General features: G+C 35.8%; 18 protein-coding genes. 11 read left to right on the top strand and 7 right to left on the bottom strand.

Features of this window, described 5'->3' with window-relative positions:
• Positions 1-451 (top strand): hypothetical protein (locus QZ657_RS16120; RefSeq protein ID WP_412759694.1); only part of this gene is annotated, 451 nt, incomplete at its 5' end.
• A gap of 346 nt (positions 452-797) precedes the next feature.
• Here the strand turns inward: QZ657_RS16120 and QZ657_RS16115 are convergent.
• Positions 798-1,241: a DUF1569 domain-containing protein gene (locus QZ657_RS16115; protein WP_291968096.1), complete on the bottom strand. Its 444-nt coding sequence runs from the start codon at positions 1,239-1,241 to the stop codon at positions 798-800.
• A gap of 61 nt (positions 1,242-1,302) precedes the next feature.
• Between QZ657_RS16115 and radC the strand changes: the two genes are divergently transcribed.
• The 6 genes from radC (at position 1,303) to QZ657_RS16085 (ending at position 6,995) form a co-directional block, all read left to right on the top strand.
• Positions 1,303-2,001, top strand: a complete 699-nt coding sequence (gene radC / locus QZ657_RS16110) for a RadC family protein (RefSeq protein WP_276471649.1) — start codon at positions 1,303-1,305, stop codon at positions 1,999-2,001.
• Positions 2,002-3,297: a polysaccharide deacetylase family protein gene (locus QZ657_RS16105; protein WP_291968095.1), complete on the top strand. Its 1,296-nt coding sequence runs from the start codon at positions 2,002-2,004 to the stop codon at positions 3,295-3,297.
• On the top strand, positions 3,290-3,979 hold the full coding sequence (locus tag QZ657_RS16100; RefSeq protein WP_291968094.1) for a YjjG family noncanonical pyrimidine nucleotidase: 690 nt from the start codon (positions 3,290-3,292) through the stop codon (positions 3,977-3,979). The genes QZ657_RS16105 and QZ657_RS16100 overlap by 8 nt, the downstream gene beginning before the upstream one ends.
• Positions 3,980-4,028: 49 nt before the next feature.
• Positions 4,029-4,577: a hypothetical protein gene (locus QZ657_RS16095; RefSeq protein ID WP_291968093.1), complete on the top strand. Its 549-nt coding sequence runs from the start codon at positions 4,029-4,031 to the stop codon at positions 4,575-4,577.
• Positions 4,574-6,013, top strand: a complete 1,440-nt coding sequence (locus QZ657_RS16090; RefSeq protein WP_291968092.1) for a DUF5723 family protein — start codon at positions 4,574-4,576, stop codon at positions 6,011-6,013. The genes QZ657_RS16095 and QZ657_RS16090 overlap by 4 nt, the downstream gene beginning before the upstream one ends.
• Positions 6,014-6,092: 79 nt before the next feature.
• Positions 6,093-6,995 (top strand): hypothetical protein, encoded by a 903-nt coding sequence (locus QZ657_RS16085; RefSeq protein WP_291968091.1) that lies wholly within the window; start codon positions 6,093-6,095, stop codon positions 6,993-6,995.
• Here the strand turns inward: QZ657_RS16085 and QZ657_RS16080 are convergent.
• A complete protein-coding gene (locus QZ657_RS16080; protein WP_291968090.1) occupies positions 6,992-8,269 on the bottom strand; it encodes a replication-associated recombination protein A in 1,278 nt (425 codons plus the stop codon). The two genes, QZ657_RS16085 and QZ657_RS16080, sit on opposite strands and share 4 nt — an antisense overlap.
• Before the next feature lie 138 nt (positions 8,270-8,407).
• Between QZ657_RS16080 and QZ657_RS16075 the strand changes: the two genes are divergently transcribed.
• Positions 8,408-9,154, top strand: a complete 747-nt coding sequence (locus QZ657_RS16075) for a rhomboid family intramembrane serine protease (RefSeq protein ID WP_291968089.1) — start codon at positions 8,408-8,410, stop codon at positions 9,152-9,154.
• Positions 9,155-9,161: 7 nt separating this feature from the next.
• Here QZ657_RS16075 and rlmB read toward each other — a convergent pair whose 3' ends face one another.
• From rlmB to QZ657_RS16050, 5 genes are all read right to left on the bottom strand, one after another.
• Entirely contained in the window at positions 9,162-9,896 is a 735-nt protein-coding gene (gene rlmB / locus QZ657_RS16070) for a 23S rRNA (guanosine(2251)-2'-O)-methyltransferase RlmB (protein WP_291968088.1), read from the bottom strand.
• Positions 9,897-9,962: 66 nt separating this feature from the next.
• On the bottom strand, positions 9,963-11,252 hold the full coding sequence (locus tag QZ657_RS16065) for an arylsulfotransferase family protein (protein ID WP_291968087.1): 1,290 nt from the start codon (positions 11,250-11,252) through the stop codon (positions 9,963-9,965).
• Positions 11,253-11,338: 86 nt separating this feature from the next.
• Positions 11,339-12,220: a hypothetical protein gene (locus tag QZ657_RS16060; RefSeq protein WP_276471659.1), complete on the bottom strand. Its 882-nt coding sequence runs from the start codon at positions 12,218-12,220 to the stop codon at positions 11,339-11,341.
• Positions 12,221-12,231: 11 nt separating this feature from the next.
• On the bottom strand, positions 12,232-13,941 hold the full coding sequence (locus tag QZ657_RS16055; protein WP_291968086.1) for a SusD/RagB family nutrient-binding outer membrane lipoprotein: 1,710 nt from the start codon (positions 13,939-13,941) through the stop codon (positions 12,232-12,234).
• Between the two features lie 11 nt (positions 13,942-13,952).
• The gene (locus QZ657_RS16050; protein ID WP_291968085.1) at positions 13,953-17,183 is read right to left on the bottom strand and encodes a SusC/RagA family TonB-linked outer membrane protein; all 3,231 of its coding nucleotides are present in this window, start codon (positions 17,181-17,183) and stop codon (positions 13,953-13,955) included.
• Positions 17,184-17,582: 399 nt separating this feature from the next.
• Here QZ657_RS16050 and rpsL point away from each other — a divergent pair, with 399 nt between their 5' ends.
• From rpsL to QZ657_RS16035, 3 genes are all read left to right on the top strand, one after another.
• Positions 17,583-17,957 (top strand): 30S ribosomal protein S12, encoded by a 375-nt coding sequence (gene rpsL, locus QZ657_RS16045; RefSeq protein WP_036152127.1) that lies wholly within the window; start codon positions 17,583-17,585, stop codon positions 17,955-17,957.
• Between the two features lie 23 nt (positions 17,958-17,980).
• On the top strand, positions 17,981-18,457 hold the full coding sequence (rpsG, locus tag QZ657_RS16040; protein ID WP_027064831.1) for a 30S ribosomal protein S7: 477 nt from the start codon (positions 17,981-17,983) through the stop codon (positions 18,455-18,457).
• A gap of 6 nt (positions 18,458-18,463) precedes the next feature.
• The coding region (locus tag QZ657_RS16035) for a GTP-binding protein (protein ID WP_291968097.1) at positions 18,464-18,576 on the top strand (113 nt) is incomplete at its 3' end.

Here is an 18,576-nt window from a genome sequence, read left to right as displayed (position 1 = left end):
TGATGATGATGATGATGATGATGATGATGATGATGATGGTGATGATGATGATGATGAAGTTAAGACGGAACAGAAAGAAAAAAAGTCTAAATCAGAAAAGTCTAACAATGGCAATGCTTATGGTAGGGATAAGGGCGAAATGAGTGGTAAGGAATTTGGAAATTACAGAGCTTCAATTGCGAAAGAGCAAGTTAAAGAGACTGAAAAAGAGCTTGACAATAAAGAAGAGATTCTTAAAAATGGTAGGGCTAAGGTCAAAACTGCTAAAGAAAAAGTAGCAAAGGAGAGAGAAGTTAAGGGGTCAAATGATCAAGTACTTAAGGAGAAAGAAGAGAAAATCTCAAATGCAGAAAAAAAGCTTGACGAGTTAGAAGAAGTAATTAAAAAGAACAGAGAAAAGGTTAAACAAAAGGCGGAAGAAATTGAAAAGGTTGCTAAGCCCGTTGAATAGCCTTCATTAAATAACAGTTTGTAAGCCCTTGTAATTTTTGCAAGGGTTTTTTTTGCTAAAAACTGAATATACTTGACATGATTATTTTATTAGATTCCAAATTATCTTAAATAGTTGTCTAGGGGATTAGCATATAATTAGAAAGTAAAAGATAAGAATAGAGTAAACAGCTTTGTGTAGAGGGCAAAGTGAATAGTACAAAATATTAAGTATTAAGCAAAGAGTTGGTATAGAGAAAATAGAGACTGGAAAATTGAGTAAAGAGTAACAAGCTTTTTTGCTATTGAACTTGGACTTTTATTTTTTCCAACAACCAACAACCAACAACCAACAACCAACAACCAAATTATACTCCAAACTGTTTTAAGTGGTGGTCTAAATGTTTGTATTCCAGTTGTCCCCATTGTTCAGGTGTAAAAACTCCAAAAGCAGGGTGAGGATACCATTTATCTCTGGTACGAACCGCATAGAAATCATCTATCAACATTTTTAATTTGGCTATTTCTTTTTTGAAGTCCTTCTCATCGGCTGTTTTCATTAGAGATGAGGTCGGTAAGTTTTTTCGCCAAGGCTTTTCGTTGTAAAGCGATTTTTTAAAAAATGTTCTAACGAACCAATTGCCTTTAGAGGAATTCGGCTTATTGGTTATGGCCAATTGTAATGGATATTGGCAATGCCAGGCCATCTGCCCTACGGTCATTTTACCCCAACCTTTTTTAGAATTTTCAGAGAGCTTTTCAATTCTGGATGTTATATCTTGGTAACCATCTTCCGTTAATAATGATTTCATGATCGTTTTTTAAATGATGTATAAATTTACCATAAAATAATTAGTTCTGTATCTTTAGCCAATGCACGATAAATCCACTTCATTTTCCATTAAAAATTGGTCAGATGACGATAAGCCTAGAGAAAAACTGGTACAGAAGGGGCGTTCCGTACTTTCAGATGCTGAGTTGATCGCGATTTTAATAGGCTCGGGCAGTAGGTCTGAAAGTGCGGTAGAATTGTCTAAGCGTATTTTATCATCGGTAGATAACAATCTTAATGAATTGGGCAGACTTTCCATTAAGCAATTAATGGCCTTTAAAGGAATTGGTGAGGCCAAGGCGGTAAGTATTGCGGCAGCATTGGAAGTAGGTAGAAGGCGTAGAGGGGAAGACGCCGCTAAAATAGAGAAAATAGGAAGTAGCAAAGATGTATTTGAAATATTACAACCGCTGCTTGGCGATTTGGAGCATGAAGAATTTTGGATTCTTTTTCTTAACAACTCCAATAAGGTTCTGCACAAAGCACAGTTAAGTAAAGGAGGAATAACCGGTACTTTGGTAGATGTTCGCATTGTTATGAAACAGGCTTTAGAGTTAGGGGCAGTGGCAATCATTCTTGCGCATAACCACCCTTCGGGTACGCTAAGACCTAGCACGGCCGATAAGCAGATTACTCAAAAATTAAAAATTGCGAGCGAAACTTTAGATATTAAAGTGTTAGATCATTTGATCATTACCCAAAAAAGTTACTATAGCTTTGCCGACGAAAAAATTTTATAGATGTTATTGATTTATACGCATAAGATCACGCCACGTCTTACCTATGTAATGAGGCATATTTTCGTGAATATTTTGGGTATTGAGCTAGATTTTACTACTAAAGTAGAAGAGTTTATAAAACATACGGGACCTAAAATTACCTACACAAAACAACCGTTACAGAATGAATTTTTTATTCGTAGCAATGAATTGTTGTTTGAACAGGGCATTAATGATATTCAATTGAATATAGGAGATTGGGATGGCACACCCTGCTTTTTTCAAGCTGGGGAAAGAAGCACAATACCCTTTGATATTTTTGCAGCTAGTTTTTTTATGCTTTCTCGGTATGAAGAGTATTTGCCGCATGTAAAAGATATACATGGAAGGTTTTCGCCAAAGGACAGTATTGCTTTTCAAAACGGTTTTCTACAAAAACCTGTAGTCGATATTTGGGCATACAAAGTATTGCAAGCGCTCAAAGAGCGTTTTGAAGATTTAGAGTATAAAACCAAAACATACGAATTTATTTCCCTTATAGATGTTGCCACCTCTCATTGTTACGCTAACCGTGGTGTAGTGCGTGGTATCGTTGGTATGTTAATGGATCTGGGCACATTTAAACTAAAACGAGTAGTTGAGCGTATTGCCGTAGGTTTCAACAGACAAAAGGATCCCTATGATAATTATGCCGAAATTATAGCCCTGCACAAAAAATATGGGATAAAATGTAACTTCTTTTTTCAGTTCGCAGATTATTCCAAGTATGATAAAAATGTCTCTACCAATAATATAAAGTTTAAGTCGCTCATAAAACATGTGGCAGATTATATGCCAGTGTCGTTAGCGGCAAGTTACAGTTCGTTTTCCGATTTAGAGCTTTTGAAAAAAGAAAAGGCAAACTTAGAGGAGGTAATTAATAGACCGGTGAACAATTGTAAGATGAGGTATAATAGAGTAGATATACCGCAAACTTATCGAAATTTGATTGCAACGGAATTTACCAACGATTTTACAATGGGGTATACGTTTGAGCTGGGTTTTAGGGCAGGTACCTGTACTCCATTTCAGTTCTACGATATTCCGTTAGAGGTAAAGCAGCCAATAAAAGTACATCCGTTCGCTATACATGATATATCGCTTTCAAAAATTAAAAAGGATCAAGATTTATTTCATCAGGTACAATTGATTACGAACGAGGTTAAAAAGGTAAATGGTACATTGATCGCCATGTTTTCAAATGAGGTTTTGGGAAATAGGGAGGATAGGAATTGGATGAATGTCTATTCAGAAGTAATAAAACAACAGTATGTTTAAAGATAAAGTAACAGATGTTTTTTTCGATTTGGACCATACGCTTTGGGATTTTGACCAAAATTCGGCGCTTACGTTCAAGAAGATATTTAAAGAACAAAAAGTTGATTTAAGCTTAGAAGATTTTTTGAAGGTTTATGTGCCCGCTAACTTGAAGTTTTGGCGATTGTTTAGAGAAGATAAAATAACAAAGTCAGAATTGCGGTACCAACGTTTAAAATCGGTTTTTGATACTTTAGGCTACCCCGCTAGCGATGATTTAATTCATAGGTTATCAGAAGAATATATCAGTCATTTATCTTCGTTCAATACCCTATTTCCAAATACTATAGAAATTTTAGATTATTTAAAATCTAACTACAGACTGCATATTATTACCAACGGTTTTCAAGAAGTGCAAGAAAAAAAACTGAAAAACTCAGGTATTTATAAATACTTTGATCAAATCATAGATTCTGAAATGGCGGGGGCAAAAAAGCCAAACCCTATCATTTTTAATTTGGCTTTGGATAAGGCTAAAGTATTGCCGGAGAAATCAGTAATGATCGGTGATAGTTTAGAGGCAGATATTATGGGGGCTAAATCTCTAGGTTTTTATACCATTCATTTTAATGCTCACAAGGAAAAAAGTCATGATGTAGCCCCAATTATTTATGATTTGCAAGAAATAAAATCCTTTTTGTAGAGTTATTATAATTATAGACGTTTGTCTATCTGTTAAAAACTTTAAAAAGGTGATTAAAGCGCTACGTATTCTAGTTTTGGTTTTGGTAGGTTTTCATCTGGTTACATCTTGTTCTGAAGAGCAAGATTTTGATCAGATAGATGATTTGGCAATTGCTCCAAGCTTTGAAACCAGTATTTTCTATGTAAAAGCACAAGAAACCTTGATCAATAGGGTTGAGGGACTCAATTTCTTTACTCAAGATTTCAATTTTGATGCTTTTGAAGAACCTTTTTTTACCAAAAGAGTGTTGGCCGGAGTAATAACTTACGAGTTAGAGAATACCACGAGTAAACCAATAGAAATAAGACTAGAATTTCTAGATCAGGAAGAGAATGTTTTAGATACCGAAATATTTAGTATGGATGCCGCACCTACGGCCATATTACAGCGAGATGTTGCATATGGGGCTACCGGTAAAAGTTTGGACATCATCAAAACTACTTCTGAAATAAGATTGACCGCTATTAACTTAGGTGATAATACTAGTGAGTCTACCATACAAGATCCTGCAATAGTGCTACGTTCTAGTGCTCAATTTACTTTAGAATTAAAATGAGAATAAGGCACTGCCTTTTAATAGCTGGCATATTGCTTACTTTGGGCCTCACGGCACAGAATAAGCAAATTCTGTATGATTTTAATGAAATACCACAATCCCTTTCTATTAACCCTGGTGTTGAAGCCGATTTTGAATGGTATGCAGGTGTTCCATTGTTGTCCGGTATTTCTGCTTATGGTGGGTCTAACGCAATTTCTATCAACGATATTTTTGCCAATGACGGAGTAGATATCAATATAAAGTTTAGAGAGCGCGCCTTAAATGTGCTTACTCCTAAAGATGAGCTAAGCACAACAATACAACTGGAATACTTGAATGGCGGATTTAGAAGCAATGATCCAAATATATTTTATTCATTTGGCGGTTATGTTGAATTTGATAATATAGGTTACTGGCCGCAGGACTATGCCTACTTGTTATATGATGGAAATGCAGATCAGTTGGGCAGAAGATATGATTTGGGAGATTTAAAAGTACGGGGATCTTTGGTCAATGTGTTTCACTTTGGTATCAATAAAAAAGTAGACCGCAGTTTAACCCTAGGTGCAAGGGGTAAGTTGTTTTCGGCTATTGCGGATTATAGTTCTTCTACCAATAACGGGCATTTAAGAAATGTAGAAGGACAAAATAATAGAATTGCCACAAATTTGAATGCCGATTTGCTTTTGCGTACATCTGGACTACGATCTTTAAGAAATGCCAATAATGATGATGCACTTTCAAATGAAATTATTGGTAGGGCACTTTTTGGAGGTGATTTAGGTTTGGGAGTTGATGTTGGGTTTACCTATCATTTATCTGAACGTACAACAATAACAGGCAGTTTATTGGATGTAGGATTTATATATCATTCCGGTGATGCTAAGAGTTATAGCCTTAATGGTAACGCAACTGTTGAAGGTATAGAAATAGATGTGTTGGAAAATTTTGCAAATTTAGATAGGGATTTTTGGCAAGAATTAGTCGATGAAATTGAAGAAATTGTGCCTTTTGATACTGACACCAAAGGCTACATCTCTTTTAGGCCTACAAAGCTATATGCTTCTATAAGAAATGATTTTGGAGAACCGGTAGGTAATGGCAGCTCTGAAAATTGTGATTGTACCGCCGGCTCTTCCGGTGGGGGGCAGTTACGAACCAAGTACAGAAATTCTTATGGAGGTCAATTATATATAATCAATAGACCTAGAGGTCCACAATTGGCATTGACAGGATTTTACACGCGCAGAATTGGTAATGCTTTAGCACTTAAAGGAACTTATACCATAGATAAGTTTAGTAAGACAAATGTAGGGTTAGGGATGAATTTGCAGGCAGGTCCATTTAATTTTTATGCCATGGCCGATAACCTATTATCCTATAACAATATAGCGGCTACCAATTATGCCTCTTTTCAATTTGGGTTGAATATTATTTCATGGGGGCGTAAATAGTAGTATACCTTCTTCGCTTCTTTTTATTTTTTTGGCATGCTTTTTTCATATCTTACCATGAATTTAAAATTATGTCGTTTTGAAAACAGTTATTGCACTACTATTTACTTTTATAGGTTTTTCCTCATATGCGCAAGCTAACTTAGATGATTACAAATACATTATTGTTCCAAAAAAGTTCGATGCCTTTAAGAATGTAAATGAGCATCAAACAAGTACGTTGGTAAAATTTTTATTTTCCGGAAAGGGCTTTACAACGGTCTATGACGATCAATTGCCGGAAGATTTAAAATTTAATAGATGTTTAGGGGTTGTTGCAGATTTGCAAGATGATAGTAGTATGTTTTCTACCAAGACGATTATCAATCTTATAGATTGTAATGAGAACGTTGTTTTTAGTACCATGAAAGGTATTAGCAAGAAAAAACAATATAAAGAAGCGTATAGCGAAGCAATTAGAGAATCTATGCGCTCGTTTAATGGTATGAACTATACCTATAGTGCTAAAAATGAAAAAGAGGGACCGGTGACTGTAAATTTTAGAAATGATGTCAAAAAATTAGACGAATCTAAAGCAGCTACTATTTTAAAAACAGAAAAAGCAAAGGAAGAAGAAACAGCGACTAAAAGGACAGCCGTAATTTCTGAACAAACCGAGCAAACTCAATATTTTAACGATCGTACACCCGTAACATCTAATATTAAGAAAGCTGCACCGGTGACACCTGTTTTAAAAAACGTAGAGGTTAACAAGCCGGTGGTGCAAGATATTTGGTATGCGCAAGCAACTGAAACAGGGTATCAATTGGTAGATAGCTCTCCAAAAATTAGAATGACCTTAATGAAGAGTTCTGCGGATAATGTTTTTATGGCTAAGACAGATACAAAAAATGGTATGGTCTACCAAAATGAGGGTAAATGGGTGTTTGAATATTATGAGAAAGATAAACTGGTTCAAAAGGAACTGAATATCAAATTTTAAAAATCATATTTCGATTTCCATCTATTTTTTATAAAATCACTAAGCGCTTTTTCCCGGGCATTGTTTCCTGGTTTGTAAAATGTGGTCCCTTTAATTTCATCGGGTAAAAACTCGGCATCTACAAAGTTATTTTGGTAGTCGTGGGCATATTTATATTCTTGTCCGTAACCCAGGTCTTTCATTAATTTGGTAGGTGCATTTCTTAATGGAAGCGGTACCGTCAAATTCCCTGTTTGTTTTACTGCCTGCTGTGCTTTTCCTATCGCCATATAACTTGCATTGCTCTTTGCTGAGGTTGCTAGGTAAATTGCACATTGACTAAGTACAATTCGCGCTTCCGGATATCCTATTGAAGTCACTGCTTGAAATGTTGTGTTTGCCATTACCAATGCAGTAGGGTTTGCCAATCCAATATCCTCGGACGCAGAAATTAGCATTCTACGTGCAATGAATTTTACATCTTCACCACCTTCGATCATTCTTGCCAACCAATACACCGCTCCGTTAGGATCACTACCTCTTATTGATTTAATAAAGGCAGAAACAATGTCATAATGCTGTTCACCGGTTTTATCATAAAGCACGGTGTTTTTTTGAACTTTTGAAAGTACCAATTCATCGGTAATTACAATAGAATCGCTTTCTTCAGAGTTGACGACCAACTCAAATACGTTCAATAACTTTCTCCCATCTCCTCCAGATATCCGTAATAATGCTTCGGTTTCTTTAAGTTCTATTGTTTTTGATCTTAGCAATGAGTCCTTTTCCATTGCCCTTTTGATCAAGTTCTCTAAATCTGCTTTTCCAAAGGCATTTAATATATATACTTGACAACGGGATAGAAGTGCGGGGATTACTTCAAAGCTTGGGTTTTCCGTAGTTGCCCCAATTAAGGTTACCCACCCTTTTTCTACAGCGGCCAAAAGTGAGTCTTGTTGAGACTTGCTAAAACGGTGTATCTCATCTATAAATAGAATAGGGTTTTTAGCCGTGAACAATCCGCCTGCTTTTTTTGCCTTGTCTATTACTTCTCTAATATCTTTAACCCCACTATTTATTGCACTGAGCACGTAGAATGGCCTTTTACTTTGTTCTGCTATAATATTTGCCAAGGTTGTTTTTCCCGTTCCCGGTGGTCCCCAAAGAATTAATGAAGGAATAATACCTTTTTTAATTTGATTTGTTAGCGAGCCTTTTTCACCCACTAAATGATGTTGACTAATATACTCGTCTAATGTTTTAGGACGTACACGTTCTGCTAAAGGTTCGTTCATGTTACAAAAGTATGATAATCTTAAATGAGAAGAGAAAAGTATGTTGCCAATTGAATGTTAAGTAAGTTTTGTAGTGACAATATGACCAATTTGTAAACGTTGGTAATATAATTGTTAGCTAGATATAAAAGTAAGTTCATGACAGAAATTGGACATTTTAAGTTTTCTAATAAAGTGCTGGCGATTCCGCTATTTGCCATGACTACCATATGGTGCGTGTATTGGGTGGAATTGATTTTAGGCGTGAACTTTAATGAAATGGGGGTAATGCCAAGAACATTATTGGGATTGCGCGGAGTAGTGTTTAGCCCGTTTATTCACGGTTCTTTAGAACATTTATATAACAATACAATTCCTTTAGGCGTATTGCTTACGGCACTTTGGTACTTTTATAAGGATGTTGCCTGGAAAGTAGTTTTGTATGGTATACTATTATCAGGGTTAATGACTTGGCTAATTGGTAGAACATCTTATCATATTGGTGCAAGCGGACTCATTTATGTTTTGGCAAGTTTTATTTTTTTTAAAGGAATATTTAGTTCCCATTTTAGGCTAGTAGCACTTTCTTTAATTGTCGTCTTTATATATGGAAGCATGCTTTGGTATATATTTCCAGTTAAGGAAGGAATGTCTTGGGAGGGACATTTCGCTGGTTTTATTACCGGATTGTTACTTGCCAAAATGATTAAAGCTAGAATTCCCCCTGCCAAAAAATACGATTGGGAAAAGGAAGATTTCAGAGAAGAAGATGATTTATTTCTACGGCATTTTGATGAAAACGGAAATTTCAGGGAACTACCCATGGAAGAAGAATTTGAAGAGAATGAAGGTTTTAAATACAACTATATCTTCAAGAAAAGCCCTAAAACTGATTCAGATAAATGATTTGTAGTTACATACGTTGACGGACAGCTTCGTATAAGAATACGGCACAAGCAACGGAAACGTTTAAAGATTCAATCTCTCCAAGTAAAGGAAGTTTAGCCCTATAATCAGATGCTTTTAAAATTGAAGGGGTAATGCCACGATCCTCTGCACCCATAACAATAGCTATGGAATCAGTGAAAGGAACATCATAAACTGAATCATCTGTTTTTTCAGTAGCGGATACAACTTTAATTCCTGAAGCCTGTAAATAGAAAACTGCATCTTTTAAATGGTCCACCTTTGCAATGGGAACTCTATAAGCGGCACCTGCGGAGGTTTTGATCGTATCTGCGGTTACAGGAGCGGCACCTTTCTTTTGAACAATAATGCCATTCACGCCTGTACATTCGGCAGTTCTAATAATAGCACCAAAATTACGTACGTCGGATAGTTGGTCCAATAATAAAAATAAAGCAGGTCCTTCTTTTTCGTTAACCCTTTCTACCAAATTTTCAAGGGTATGAAATGCGATAGGGGAGATGTTGGCAACAGCGCCCTGGTGGTTGTTTTTTGTAAGTCTGTTCAACTTTTCAATAGGCACATAGACCATATTGATTTCATTACGGCGCAACAAACCTTCAAGTTCTTTCATAAGGTCGCCTTTAAGACCTTTTTGTAGAAATACCTTGTCTATCTCTTCATTTGAATTGACAGCTTCTATAATGGCTCTTAAGCCATAAATTTGAGTGGTTTTTTGCATGGGGCAAAGGTAAATAAAAACCGCCCAACTTTTGTTGGGCAGTTTTAAATAATAAGGTAAATTGTCTTAGTTGGTTGGTAGGTCTAGGTTTATTATGGCACTATCGGTATAGTCAAAGTGATAGCCTCTCCAGAAAAAACCGAGTGTATTGTAACGCCACAGTATTTCGCCATTGTTTGAAACTTCCCAAAAACCAAAATCTCCTTCAGTTATAAGTACGTTGCCGTTCGGTAAAATATCCGCACCAGATACCCTGCCGGCAAAAAGATCGGGATCCGTGAAGCTCCATACTACTTCCGGTTCATTGTTCTGGTTTGATTCCAAATTAAAATTTTCTGGAATTTTAAGCTCATATACGGTAGATTGATCTGTATTAATTCCGTTAGAATAGATTAAAATATTTCCTTTTTTTTCTCCCTCTAATAAATTCGGATGGTGATTGCGGTCAAATAATCTTGTTCCATTTTGATTTTTATACGCACTAGGATTTCCAAATCTATAAATTAAGTCTCCGCCTAAATTATAGTTTCCTCCTTTGCTAGTTTTAGCTTGTGCCGTGGTTGTACTGTGGTCAATAATCCAAATTTCGCTATAGTAATTTACACTTAAAAATATTAGGTCTTTGTCAGCGTCGTAGTCTATGCCATTTGCATGACTTACATCGCCAAATTCATTTTTAACTTCTAAATAATTTATGTCAATTTTGTTTGGATTTAATTGTACGTCGCCAAAATTTAGTCTGTTTTCGTCAAAATCTTGAATAATATGGTCCCACATATGCCATTCCCAAACTATTTCATTAGTTTTGGGGTCAATCTCCAAAATAGCATCATATATAATTTCTGTTTCTTGTGAGAAACCAATTTCGTTTGCATCTTCAATAGATTTTTTTTCCCAAGATAAAAATAGAATGTTCCCATTTGGTAAAACTTCTGTATCATGATGTGCTATATGATTTTCATTGGAATATTCATAACTCCAGTCAACGTTACCATTTTTATCCAACATAGATATTAAGCCTCCAAATCCCCCTAGGGTAATTTCTGGATTAAGAGATTCAAACATACTTAATAGTCTTCCGTCATCCAATAATTTGGCATCGTTACCTAAACGTTTTCCGTTTAAGTTCCATTCGTGTTTAATATCGGTTCTTTTATCCATTAAATAAACCCTGTTGGCAGATGCATCGTTTACCAATACAAGACCGTCATATACCCTAGCGGCGTTGAATACTTCTAAGCCTTCCTTGGTTGGAAATTCAATGGTGCTTATAGGTTCGTTATCATCACTATTGCATGAAATTAATGTTATGCTTACAAATGCTAAAAATAACTTGACCTTAGAATAATTTTTCATATCAGCTAAATTAATTTAATTAATCTTTAATATAAAAAAAAGGCTGTCTAAAAGACAGCCTTTAAAAAATATGTTTTTATAAATATTTAATCACATGTATTAAATTGTTCTCCTTCGGCAGGTCCATCGGCTCTATTACCGTCACCAATACCATCTTCAAGAAGTATTACACCGTTTGGATCAGCAAAAGTGTAAAGATTTTCACCTTCCCAATCACCAGCGGTATATGTGAATAAAAACCTTGAGGTACCTGCAGGTACTGTAATAGTTTCTACTTTTAAAGGGCCAGATGTAGCATGTGTTGTTTCTACACCATCTATTGAAATAGTTATGAAACCACCGTTCCAACCATCACCGTAAACATCTTCCATTGTCAAAGTGTAATCACCAGGTTCCGGTGTTTTAAAACATACAACAACTGAGGAGTATCTAAATGGTGTTGAATGAGATGTAGTTCTAACATTTACACCTGTATCGGCAGCAGAAAATGATCTACCATCCGTAAGGTTTAAAACATATCTCAATATAAAAAGATCTCCACCGTCAATATCATCAGCTGTCAATCCAACTAAATCTAGCATTGTATCCCCAGATAAAGAATAGGTATGTTCTGGAAAACCAGAATCTCCTATTGCAAACGCTGAACCTGGTACGTTCTCTATGAATGCTTCGTCTACTGTTATAACTTCATTGTTTACAGGGGTTGTATCTGCAAATAGAAGATATAAATCTATAGATTCTACAGTGTCATTTTCATCAAAATCGTTGAATAAAACTGTATTCTCCAAAGTCGATTGAGCTGGATCTAATTTGTTTATTGTACCGCCAACTGTGGATACGGTAGTAAGAACAGCACCTTCATTGGCAGCCACGATATCCTCATCTAAAGGAGTTTCATTGTACTCACAAGAAGTGGTGAATACTAGTAGGCTCAATGAGCCGTAAAGTAATTTTCTTAAGTTTTTCATTTTTATTTTTTTTAATTAATGAAACCTGTAGCTGGGTTGGTATCCCAAAATACTTGTTCCGTTACGTTATCTTTTTGATCAGAATTTGAGTTGTTAGAAACACTAACTGTTGGGTAGAAAAATGATCTAATAAAATTATCTACTGCACCAGCTCTAATTGGCTGTAAGTCATTTGGCGTACCTGTTCTTCTATACGTGTTGTAAGCCTCTACACCGTTACCATAAAGAGCAATATGATATTCTGTACCTATAATGTTCATTCTTTCGGCATCTGACGTTGCGTTCATGTAGTTGGTGGTTATTTGATCTATATAGTCTGAAATTTCAGTCTCTGTTGGTTCAAAACCTGATCCAGCTGCTTGATCGGCGCCAAAGGCAACTACTTTATTAATTGACTGTGTAATACCTTGGGTCAAGTAGGTTAAAGCGTCTCCTGTAGTATTTAATGTCAAAGCAGATTCTGCTAGCATGAAATTTACGTATGACGAAAGCATTATTGGAGAGATACCTTGTCCTTGTGTACCAACACTTCTACTTACTATTGGTTCAAATGAACTGTCATCAAATACTCCACCAACTGGGTAAACCCCAAAAGTAGCCCTTGATCCAGTATCTGGTGGTATACCAGAATTATCTCCATGATCTCTACCCCAGTACCCAGGAAAATCTGTAGTACAAAATGGTATTGAAAATCCGTAGTGTGCAGGAGGTAGTGCACCAAAACAATCCTGTTCTACCGTATTTTCTGCATTTCTATCTAGCTGTCTGTAAAAATAGTAGCGTAATCTTGGATCAACAACAGTTTTATCATTGACACCTGCATTTAATTCGTTCATTAAATGATTGGACATGTAATCTCCAATTATACCGGGAGAGTCAAACTCACCTGCAAAACTAGGATGTCTACTGTCTGGATTATTATCCGTAGATGACCAATTAAATTGAAAGTCATCTGCTGGAGAAGAAATATAATCTCCTGAAGCAATAATAGCATTTATACCACTTGTTGAAATAGTGCTATTTACAAATTCAGAATCGCCAGATGATAATAATCTAGATTGTAGATATAACTTTAATTTTAAAGTATTTGCAAGTTTTATCCATTTATCGCTATCACCTCCATAAAATAAGTCTGATGTGTAAGTTACAGCAGATGTTGCATTTAAATTTGCTATAGCTTCATCTAACAAGTCTAACATTGCCCCGTAGGTTTGATCTCCTGGGTCTCTGCTCGGATTTGAAACACCGGCAACAGCTTCAGAGTAAGGAATGTCTCCCATAAAGTCTACAAGCGTAGTTACGGCATAAGCTTCAATAATCTGAGCTATTCCTAAATGTTGAAAAGCTTCCTGTTCTATTGCTAAAGGTTCAAGGGCTCTGTTGTTTGAGATTATGGTTGAGTAAACCTGTTCCCACTCAAAATTAAATTCGTTCGCAGTATAAGAGTTTTGATAAACAAGACCGTTCATATGTCCAAGTCTTGTTACTTCCATACCTGGGTTAGACATTCCACCATTACCACCACTGGCGCTAGTACCCTCAAAGAATTCTGCTAAGGTTACTTGGTTTGAATTAAGGAAAAAATTCAAATCGGCCTGTGATAAGGAAATTGCATTGGGGTCATCTAATAGATCCAACTCTATAGTTTCGCATGCTGTGCCCAACAGTAATAGGCCGGTAGCGAATATTTTTAATAATGATTTATGATTTATTTTTTTCATTTTTATTTTTTTTAAAATTCAACCTTCAGACTAAAGCCATATCTAGCAGCACTTGGACCAGAAAAGAAATCTAGACCTTGGTTGTTACCAACACCAGTACTGTTAACATTAACATCAAAGTTAGCATCCTTAGGTGTATTGAATGATCTATACCATAGGTTAGACCCAAGTAGTGTAACATTGATTTTTGAGAAAGGTGTATTTTTCAACATTTTTTCAGTAAAATCATATGATAGGCTTACCTCATTTAAACGAAGCATACTACCATCATAAACCTTAAAATTAGAAGGTCCAAATAGCCAGTTGCTAAAAGCAATATCAGTTGCATTGATTTGAACATTGTTTGGTTCACCTGTTGTTTGATTTACTCCCGGTAAGATATAAGTTCCTTCTCTAGAGAAAGGGAATTCAATCACACCTCTATTTTGTAATGTAGATATTGTTCTTGAATAAACATCTCCGCCATGTCTGTAAGCTAGATCTACTCCTAATCTCAACGTTTTATAACCAATATTAGTTCTAAAATTAGCAGTGTAATCAGCATTTGGATCACCAATAACATTATCTATATCTGCTGTAGCAACATAGTTACCATCGTCACCAACTAATAAGTTGCCGTCGTCATCGGTATCTACTGTTGAGCCTAAGAATACACCGTAAGGTTGTCCAACTACTGCAGCGTTTCTTGCATCAGCAGTTGTTGCTGAACCACCAATGGTAATATTGTCTACTCCGTCAGGTAGTTTTGTAATAACTGGCTCATCAGCATAAAAAGTAAGACCGAAATCTAAATTAAGACCTTCAGGATTTCTTAATAAGTCTAAAGTCAAACCAACTTCAATACCTTCGTTTTCTAAATCACCCGCATTTATATATGTTTCCGTGAAACCTTCACTAGGAGGTAAATCTCTAAACGTAATCAAATCCGTAGTTTTTCTTTTGAAAACACTGGCATTAAGACCAATTCTATTATCCCAAAGTTTTGAATCGATACCAAATTCGATTTCATTGATAAGTTCAGGTGTTAAATCTGCATTACCTAATAAACCATCTGTGTCATTACCAGAAAGGTTGGTTCCGTCTTGATTTACGAATAAGTTACCGTTCAAAGCTAATGTAGTTCTTGTAGTGTATACAGGAGGGAAACCAGCTGATGAACCATATCCGAATCTTAGCTTTAGATAATTAAGCGCTTTACCTTGTAAACCTTCAATAGCTGCAGTAGGTATAAAGGATAAACTTGCAGAAGGGTAAAATATAGTGTTATTACCCGTTTCTAATGTCGATGTCCAGTCATTACGACCTTGTGCGTTCAGGTATAAATAATCTTCATAGCTTAACGTTAAATCTGCAAAAGCACCAAATGTATTCTGTCTTGTTTGCCTTTGAATTGAATTTCCGCTGAATGAATTAATTGTAGACTGGTTTGTAAAGTTAAAGTGTCTTAATACACCAAATACTACTTGGTTTGTGCTCTCAACACCATCTCTGTCAAATTCTTGACGGTTAGAGTTAAAACCTAAAATACCTTTAAAGTTTACCTTATCAGAAATGTCTTTATCATAATTTATAGAGAAGTTATGATCAAAATTTGAGCTTACAATACTTGTAGTTCTCAAAAGACCTAATGGATTACCGTCTATACCACCTTTGTTTTGTGCATAAAATCCGTTTTCAGTATATGTGTTAAAACCAAATCTGTATGCTGCGGACAAATTATCGTTAAACTGGTAAACCGAACTGAAACTTGTAAAAATGTTTGTAGTCTTTTGACCTGTTCTGTTGTTTTTAACTGTCCAAAAAGGGTGTTGTATACCATTTGTTTCTCTGTAGTAAAGAGATCCTCCGTCTAATCTTTCAAAAGGAATATTTACTAAATCAACGTTTCTAGGCGTGTAAAATAAATCACTAAAGATAGATGCACCACCACCGATAACACCACTACCTCTTGAGGCTGCAATTGGAGGGGATTTGTAGTCGGTTACCGCTACGTTCATAGAGGCATTAACTCTTAATTTTCCTAAAGTACCGTTACCGCCTAAAGTATAACTGTTACGCGATAATTCGTTACCAGGTGTAAACCCTTCATCGTCTAGTTTTGTATATCCTACATTGTATCCAAAATCACTATTTCCACCAGATAAATTAATATTGGTAGTTGTATTGAATCCTGTTCTAAAAAAATTCTTAACACTATCATATGGTTTCAACTCATATTCCGATGCTGCTAAATCTTCATAACCTTCAATGAACGCTTGGTTTACATTTGTTGCGAACGGGTGAGTTACAAATACTGTTCCGTCTTCTCCTGATCTTATGAAATAATCACCATAAGATGCTGTAGGGTCTTTGAATCTTGGTCCCCAGTTACTAAAAAACCATCCAAAACCATTGTTGAAACCTCCAGCATACTCATCTTGGTAGGTTGGTAAGTGTGGTGTACTTTGAAATACAGATTGGGTGATAGATAGTTTAGAGCTTCCTTGTTTGTTAGAGCCTGAACCAGATTTTGTTGTAATTAAGATTACACCATTTCTACCTCTGTTACCATATAGAGCTGTTGCACTTAAACCTTTAAGTATACTGATATCTTCAATATTGTTAGGGTCAATGTCTAACGAACGGTTAGACTCTGTAACGTTATCAAAGAAAGCACTTTGTTGATTTGCACCACTATCAAAAGGTATACCGTCAATTACAAAAAGAGCTTGATTGTTACCTGTAATAGAAGTATTACCTCTAATAACAATATTTGAAGAAGATCCGCTTAAACCATTAGATGCAGTAATGTTAACACCTGGTGCTTTACCTTGTAAAAGACGACCTAAATCACCTTCGGATTTTTGCTCCAATTCCTCTTTTCCAACTTTACTAACCGCATAACCAAGAGATTTTTGTTCTCTTTTAATACCAAGGGCCGTTACAACCACCTCATCAAGTGCTTGAGCGTCTTCTTCCATTGAAATGCTAATGGTTGAGCTTGAACCAACAGTGGCTCTTTGTGCTTTCTGCCCTATGTAGGTAAAAAGTAATGTTTCCCCTTCTGAGGCCATAATTGAATAGTTACCATCGAAATCTGTTTGGGTACCTGTTGTGGTGCCCTCAACTACGATGTTAACCCCGGGCAAAGGAAGCCCTCCTTGATCGGTAACCGTACCGGATACCGTTTTTTGCTGTGCAAAAGAAATATGCACAACTAACGCCAATAGTAGCGTTAACAATCCATTTAGTTTTGTTCTCATTTTTAAATTATTTGAATTAGCTAGCGACAAACTTCACAATAATGTGTTAATAATGCAAGATAATTTTAATAAAACTTTAAGATTGTTATATAAAATCAGAAGTTACAGATAAAACACGATCCATATTTAAAGTTAAATAATTCGACACCCTTTATTTTGTCATATTCGCAATTCTTCACAAAAACTCAAAATTTTCTGCATTTTATTCAAATCAAAATTTGTATGTGTTTTGATGCGGTTTGTTTTAAATTTTAAGATGTTTTTTACAAGTGTTTTTAGGTATTAAAATCCAGACTTTGAAAAAAAATAAAAATAAATTCATAATGATTTGAATTTTACTGAAATATGACTACATTTGCCGACCCTTAAAGTAGGGGTAATTTTTATATATTATATAGTATGCCAACAATATCACAATTAGTACGAATAGGAAGAGAGACGATTACTAAGAAGAGTAAATCGGCTGCTTTGGATTCGTGTCCTCAGAGAAGGGGTGTTTGTACACGTGTTTATACTACCACGCCTAAGAAGCCAAATTCAGCTATGAGAAAAGTAGCTAGGGTTAGGTTGACGAATGGTAAGGAAGTGAATGCTTACATTCCGGGAGAGGGTCACAATCTTCAAGAGCACTCGATAGTATTAGTAAGAGGCGGAAGAGTTAAAGATTTACCAGGGGTAAGGTATCATATTGTACGTGGTGCATTGGACACAGCAGGTGTGGCCGGTAGAACACAACGTAGATCTAAGTATGGTGCAAAGCGACCTAAGAAGTAATTAAACTTGTTTAAAAAGAAGTAATGAGAAAAAGACAGGCAAAGAAAAGACCACTTTTACCGGATCCAAGGTTCAATGATCAGTTGGTGACACGTTTCGTCAATATGATGATGTGGGATGGTAAAAAATCAGTTGCTTTTGGTGTTTTTTACGATGCAATTGATATCGTAGATGCTAAGAAGACTGATGAAGAGAAGACAGCTTTAGAGCTTTGGAAAGATGCATTAAGTAATGTAATGCCTCACGTAGAAGTAAGAAGTAGAAGAGTTGGTGGTGCAACATTTCAGATTCCAATGCAAATTAGACCAGATCGTAAGATATCAACAGCTATGAAGTGGTTGATCAGTTATGCTAGAAAGCGTAATGAGAAAGGTATGGCTCAAAAATTGGCTGGTGAAATTTTAGCTGCTGCAAAAGAAGAAGGTGCTGCGGTTAAGAAAAGAGTTGATACGCACAAGATGGCTGAAGCAAACAAAGCATTTTCGCACTTTAGATTTTAAGTAGACATGGCAAGAGATTTAAAATATACAAGAAATATAGGTATTGCTGCGCATATTGATGCTGGTAAAACTACTACGACTGAACGTATACTTTTTTATACGGGTGTAAGTCATAAAAT

Source organism: Maribacter sp. (genome assembly GCA_020629415.1).
GTDB lineage: Bacteria > Bacteroidota > Bacteroidia > Flavobacteriales > Flavobacteriaceae > Maribacter > Maribacter huludaoensis.
Note: the sequence above shows the minus strand (reverse complement) of the source record. Positions and strands in the feature narration are given on the sequence as shown.

What these genes read in the sequence shown, in the direction of transcription:
- QZ657_RS16065 (WP_291968087.1), bottom strand. Translation starts at nt 11,252, where the DNA reads ATGAAAAATTATTCTAAGGTCAAGTTATTTTTAGCATTTGTAAGCATA.
- radC (WP_276471649.1), top strand. Translation starts at nt 1,303, where the DNA reads ATGCACGATAAATCCACTTCATTTTCCATTAAAAATTGGTCAGATGAC.
- QZ657_RS16105 (WP_291968095.1), top strand. Translation starts at nt 2,002, where the DNA reads ATGTTATTGATTTATACGCATAAGATCACGCCACGTCTTACCTATGTA.
- rpsG (WP_027064831.1), top strand. Translation starts at nt 17,981, where the DNA reads ATGAGAAAAAGACAGGCAAAGAAAAGACCACTTTTACCGGATCCAAGG.
- QZ657_RS16100 (WP_291968094.1), top strand. Translation starts at nt 3,290, where the DNA reads ATGTTTAAAGATAAAGTAACAGATGTTTTTTTCGATTTGGACCATACG.
- rlmB (WP_291968088.1), bottom strand. Translation starts at nt 9,896, where the DNA reads ATGCAAAAAACCACTCAAATTTATGGCTTAAGAGCCATTATAGAAGCT.
- QZ657_RS16055 (WP_291968086.1), bottom strand. Translation starts at nt 13,941, where the DNA reads ATGAAAAAAATAAATCATAAATCATTATTAAAAATATTCGCTACCGGC.
- QZ657_RS16050 (WP_291968085.1), bottom strand. Translation starts at nt 17,183, where the DNA reads ATGAGAACAAAACTAAATGGATTGTTAACGCTACTATTGGCGTTAGTT.
- QZ657_RS16090 (WP_291968092.1), top strand. Translation starts at nt 4,574, where the DNA reads ATGAGAATAAGGCACTGCCTTTTAATAGCTGGCATATTGCTTACTTTG.
- QZ657_RS16080 (WP_291968090.1), bottom strand. Translation starts at nt 8,269, where the DNA reads ATGAACGAACCTTTAGCAGAACGTGTACGTCCTAAAACATTAGACGAG.
- rpsL (WP_036152127.1), top strand. Translation starts at nt 17,583, where the DNA reads ATGCCAACAATATCACAATTAGTACGAATAGGAAGAGAGACGATTACT.
- QZ657_RS16075 (WP_291968089.1), top strand. Translation starts at nt 8,408, where the DNA reads ATGACAGAAATTGGACATTTTAAGTTTTCTAATAAAGTGCTGGCGATT.
- QZ657_RS16060 (WP_276471659.1), bottom strand. Translation starts at nt 12,220, where the DNA reads ATGAAAAACTTAAGAAAATTACTTTACGGCTCATTGAGCCTACTAGTA.
- QZ657_RS16115 (WP_291968096.1), bottom strand. Translation starts at nt 1,241, where the DNA reads ATGAAATCATTATTAACGGAAGATGGTTACCAAGATATAACATCCAGA.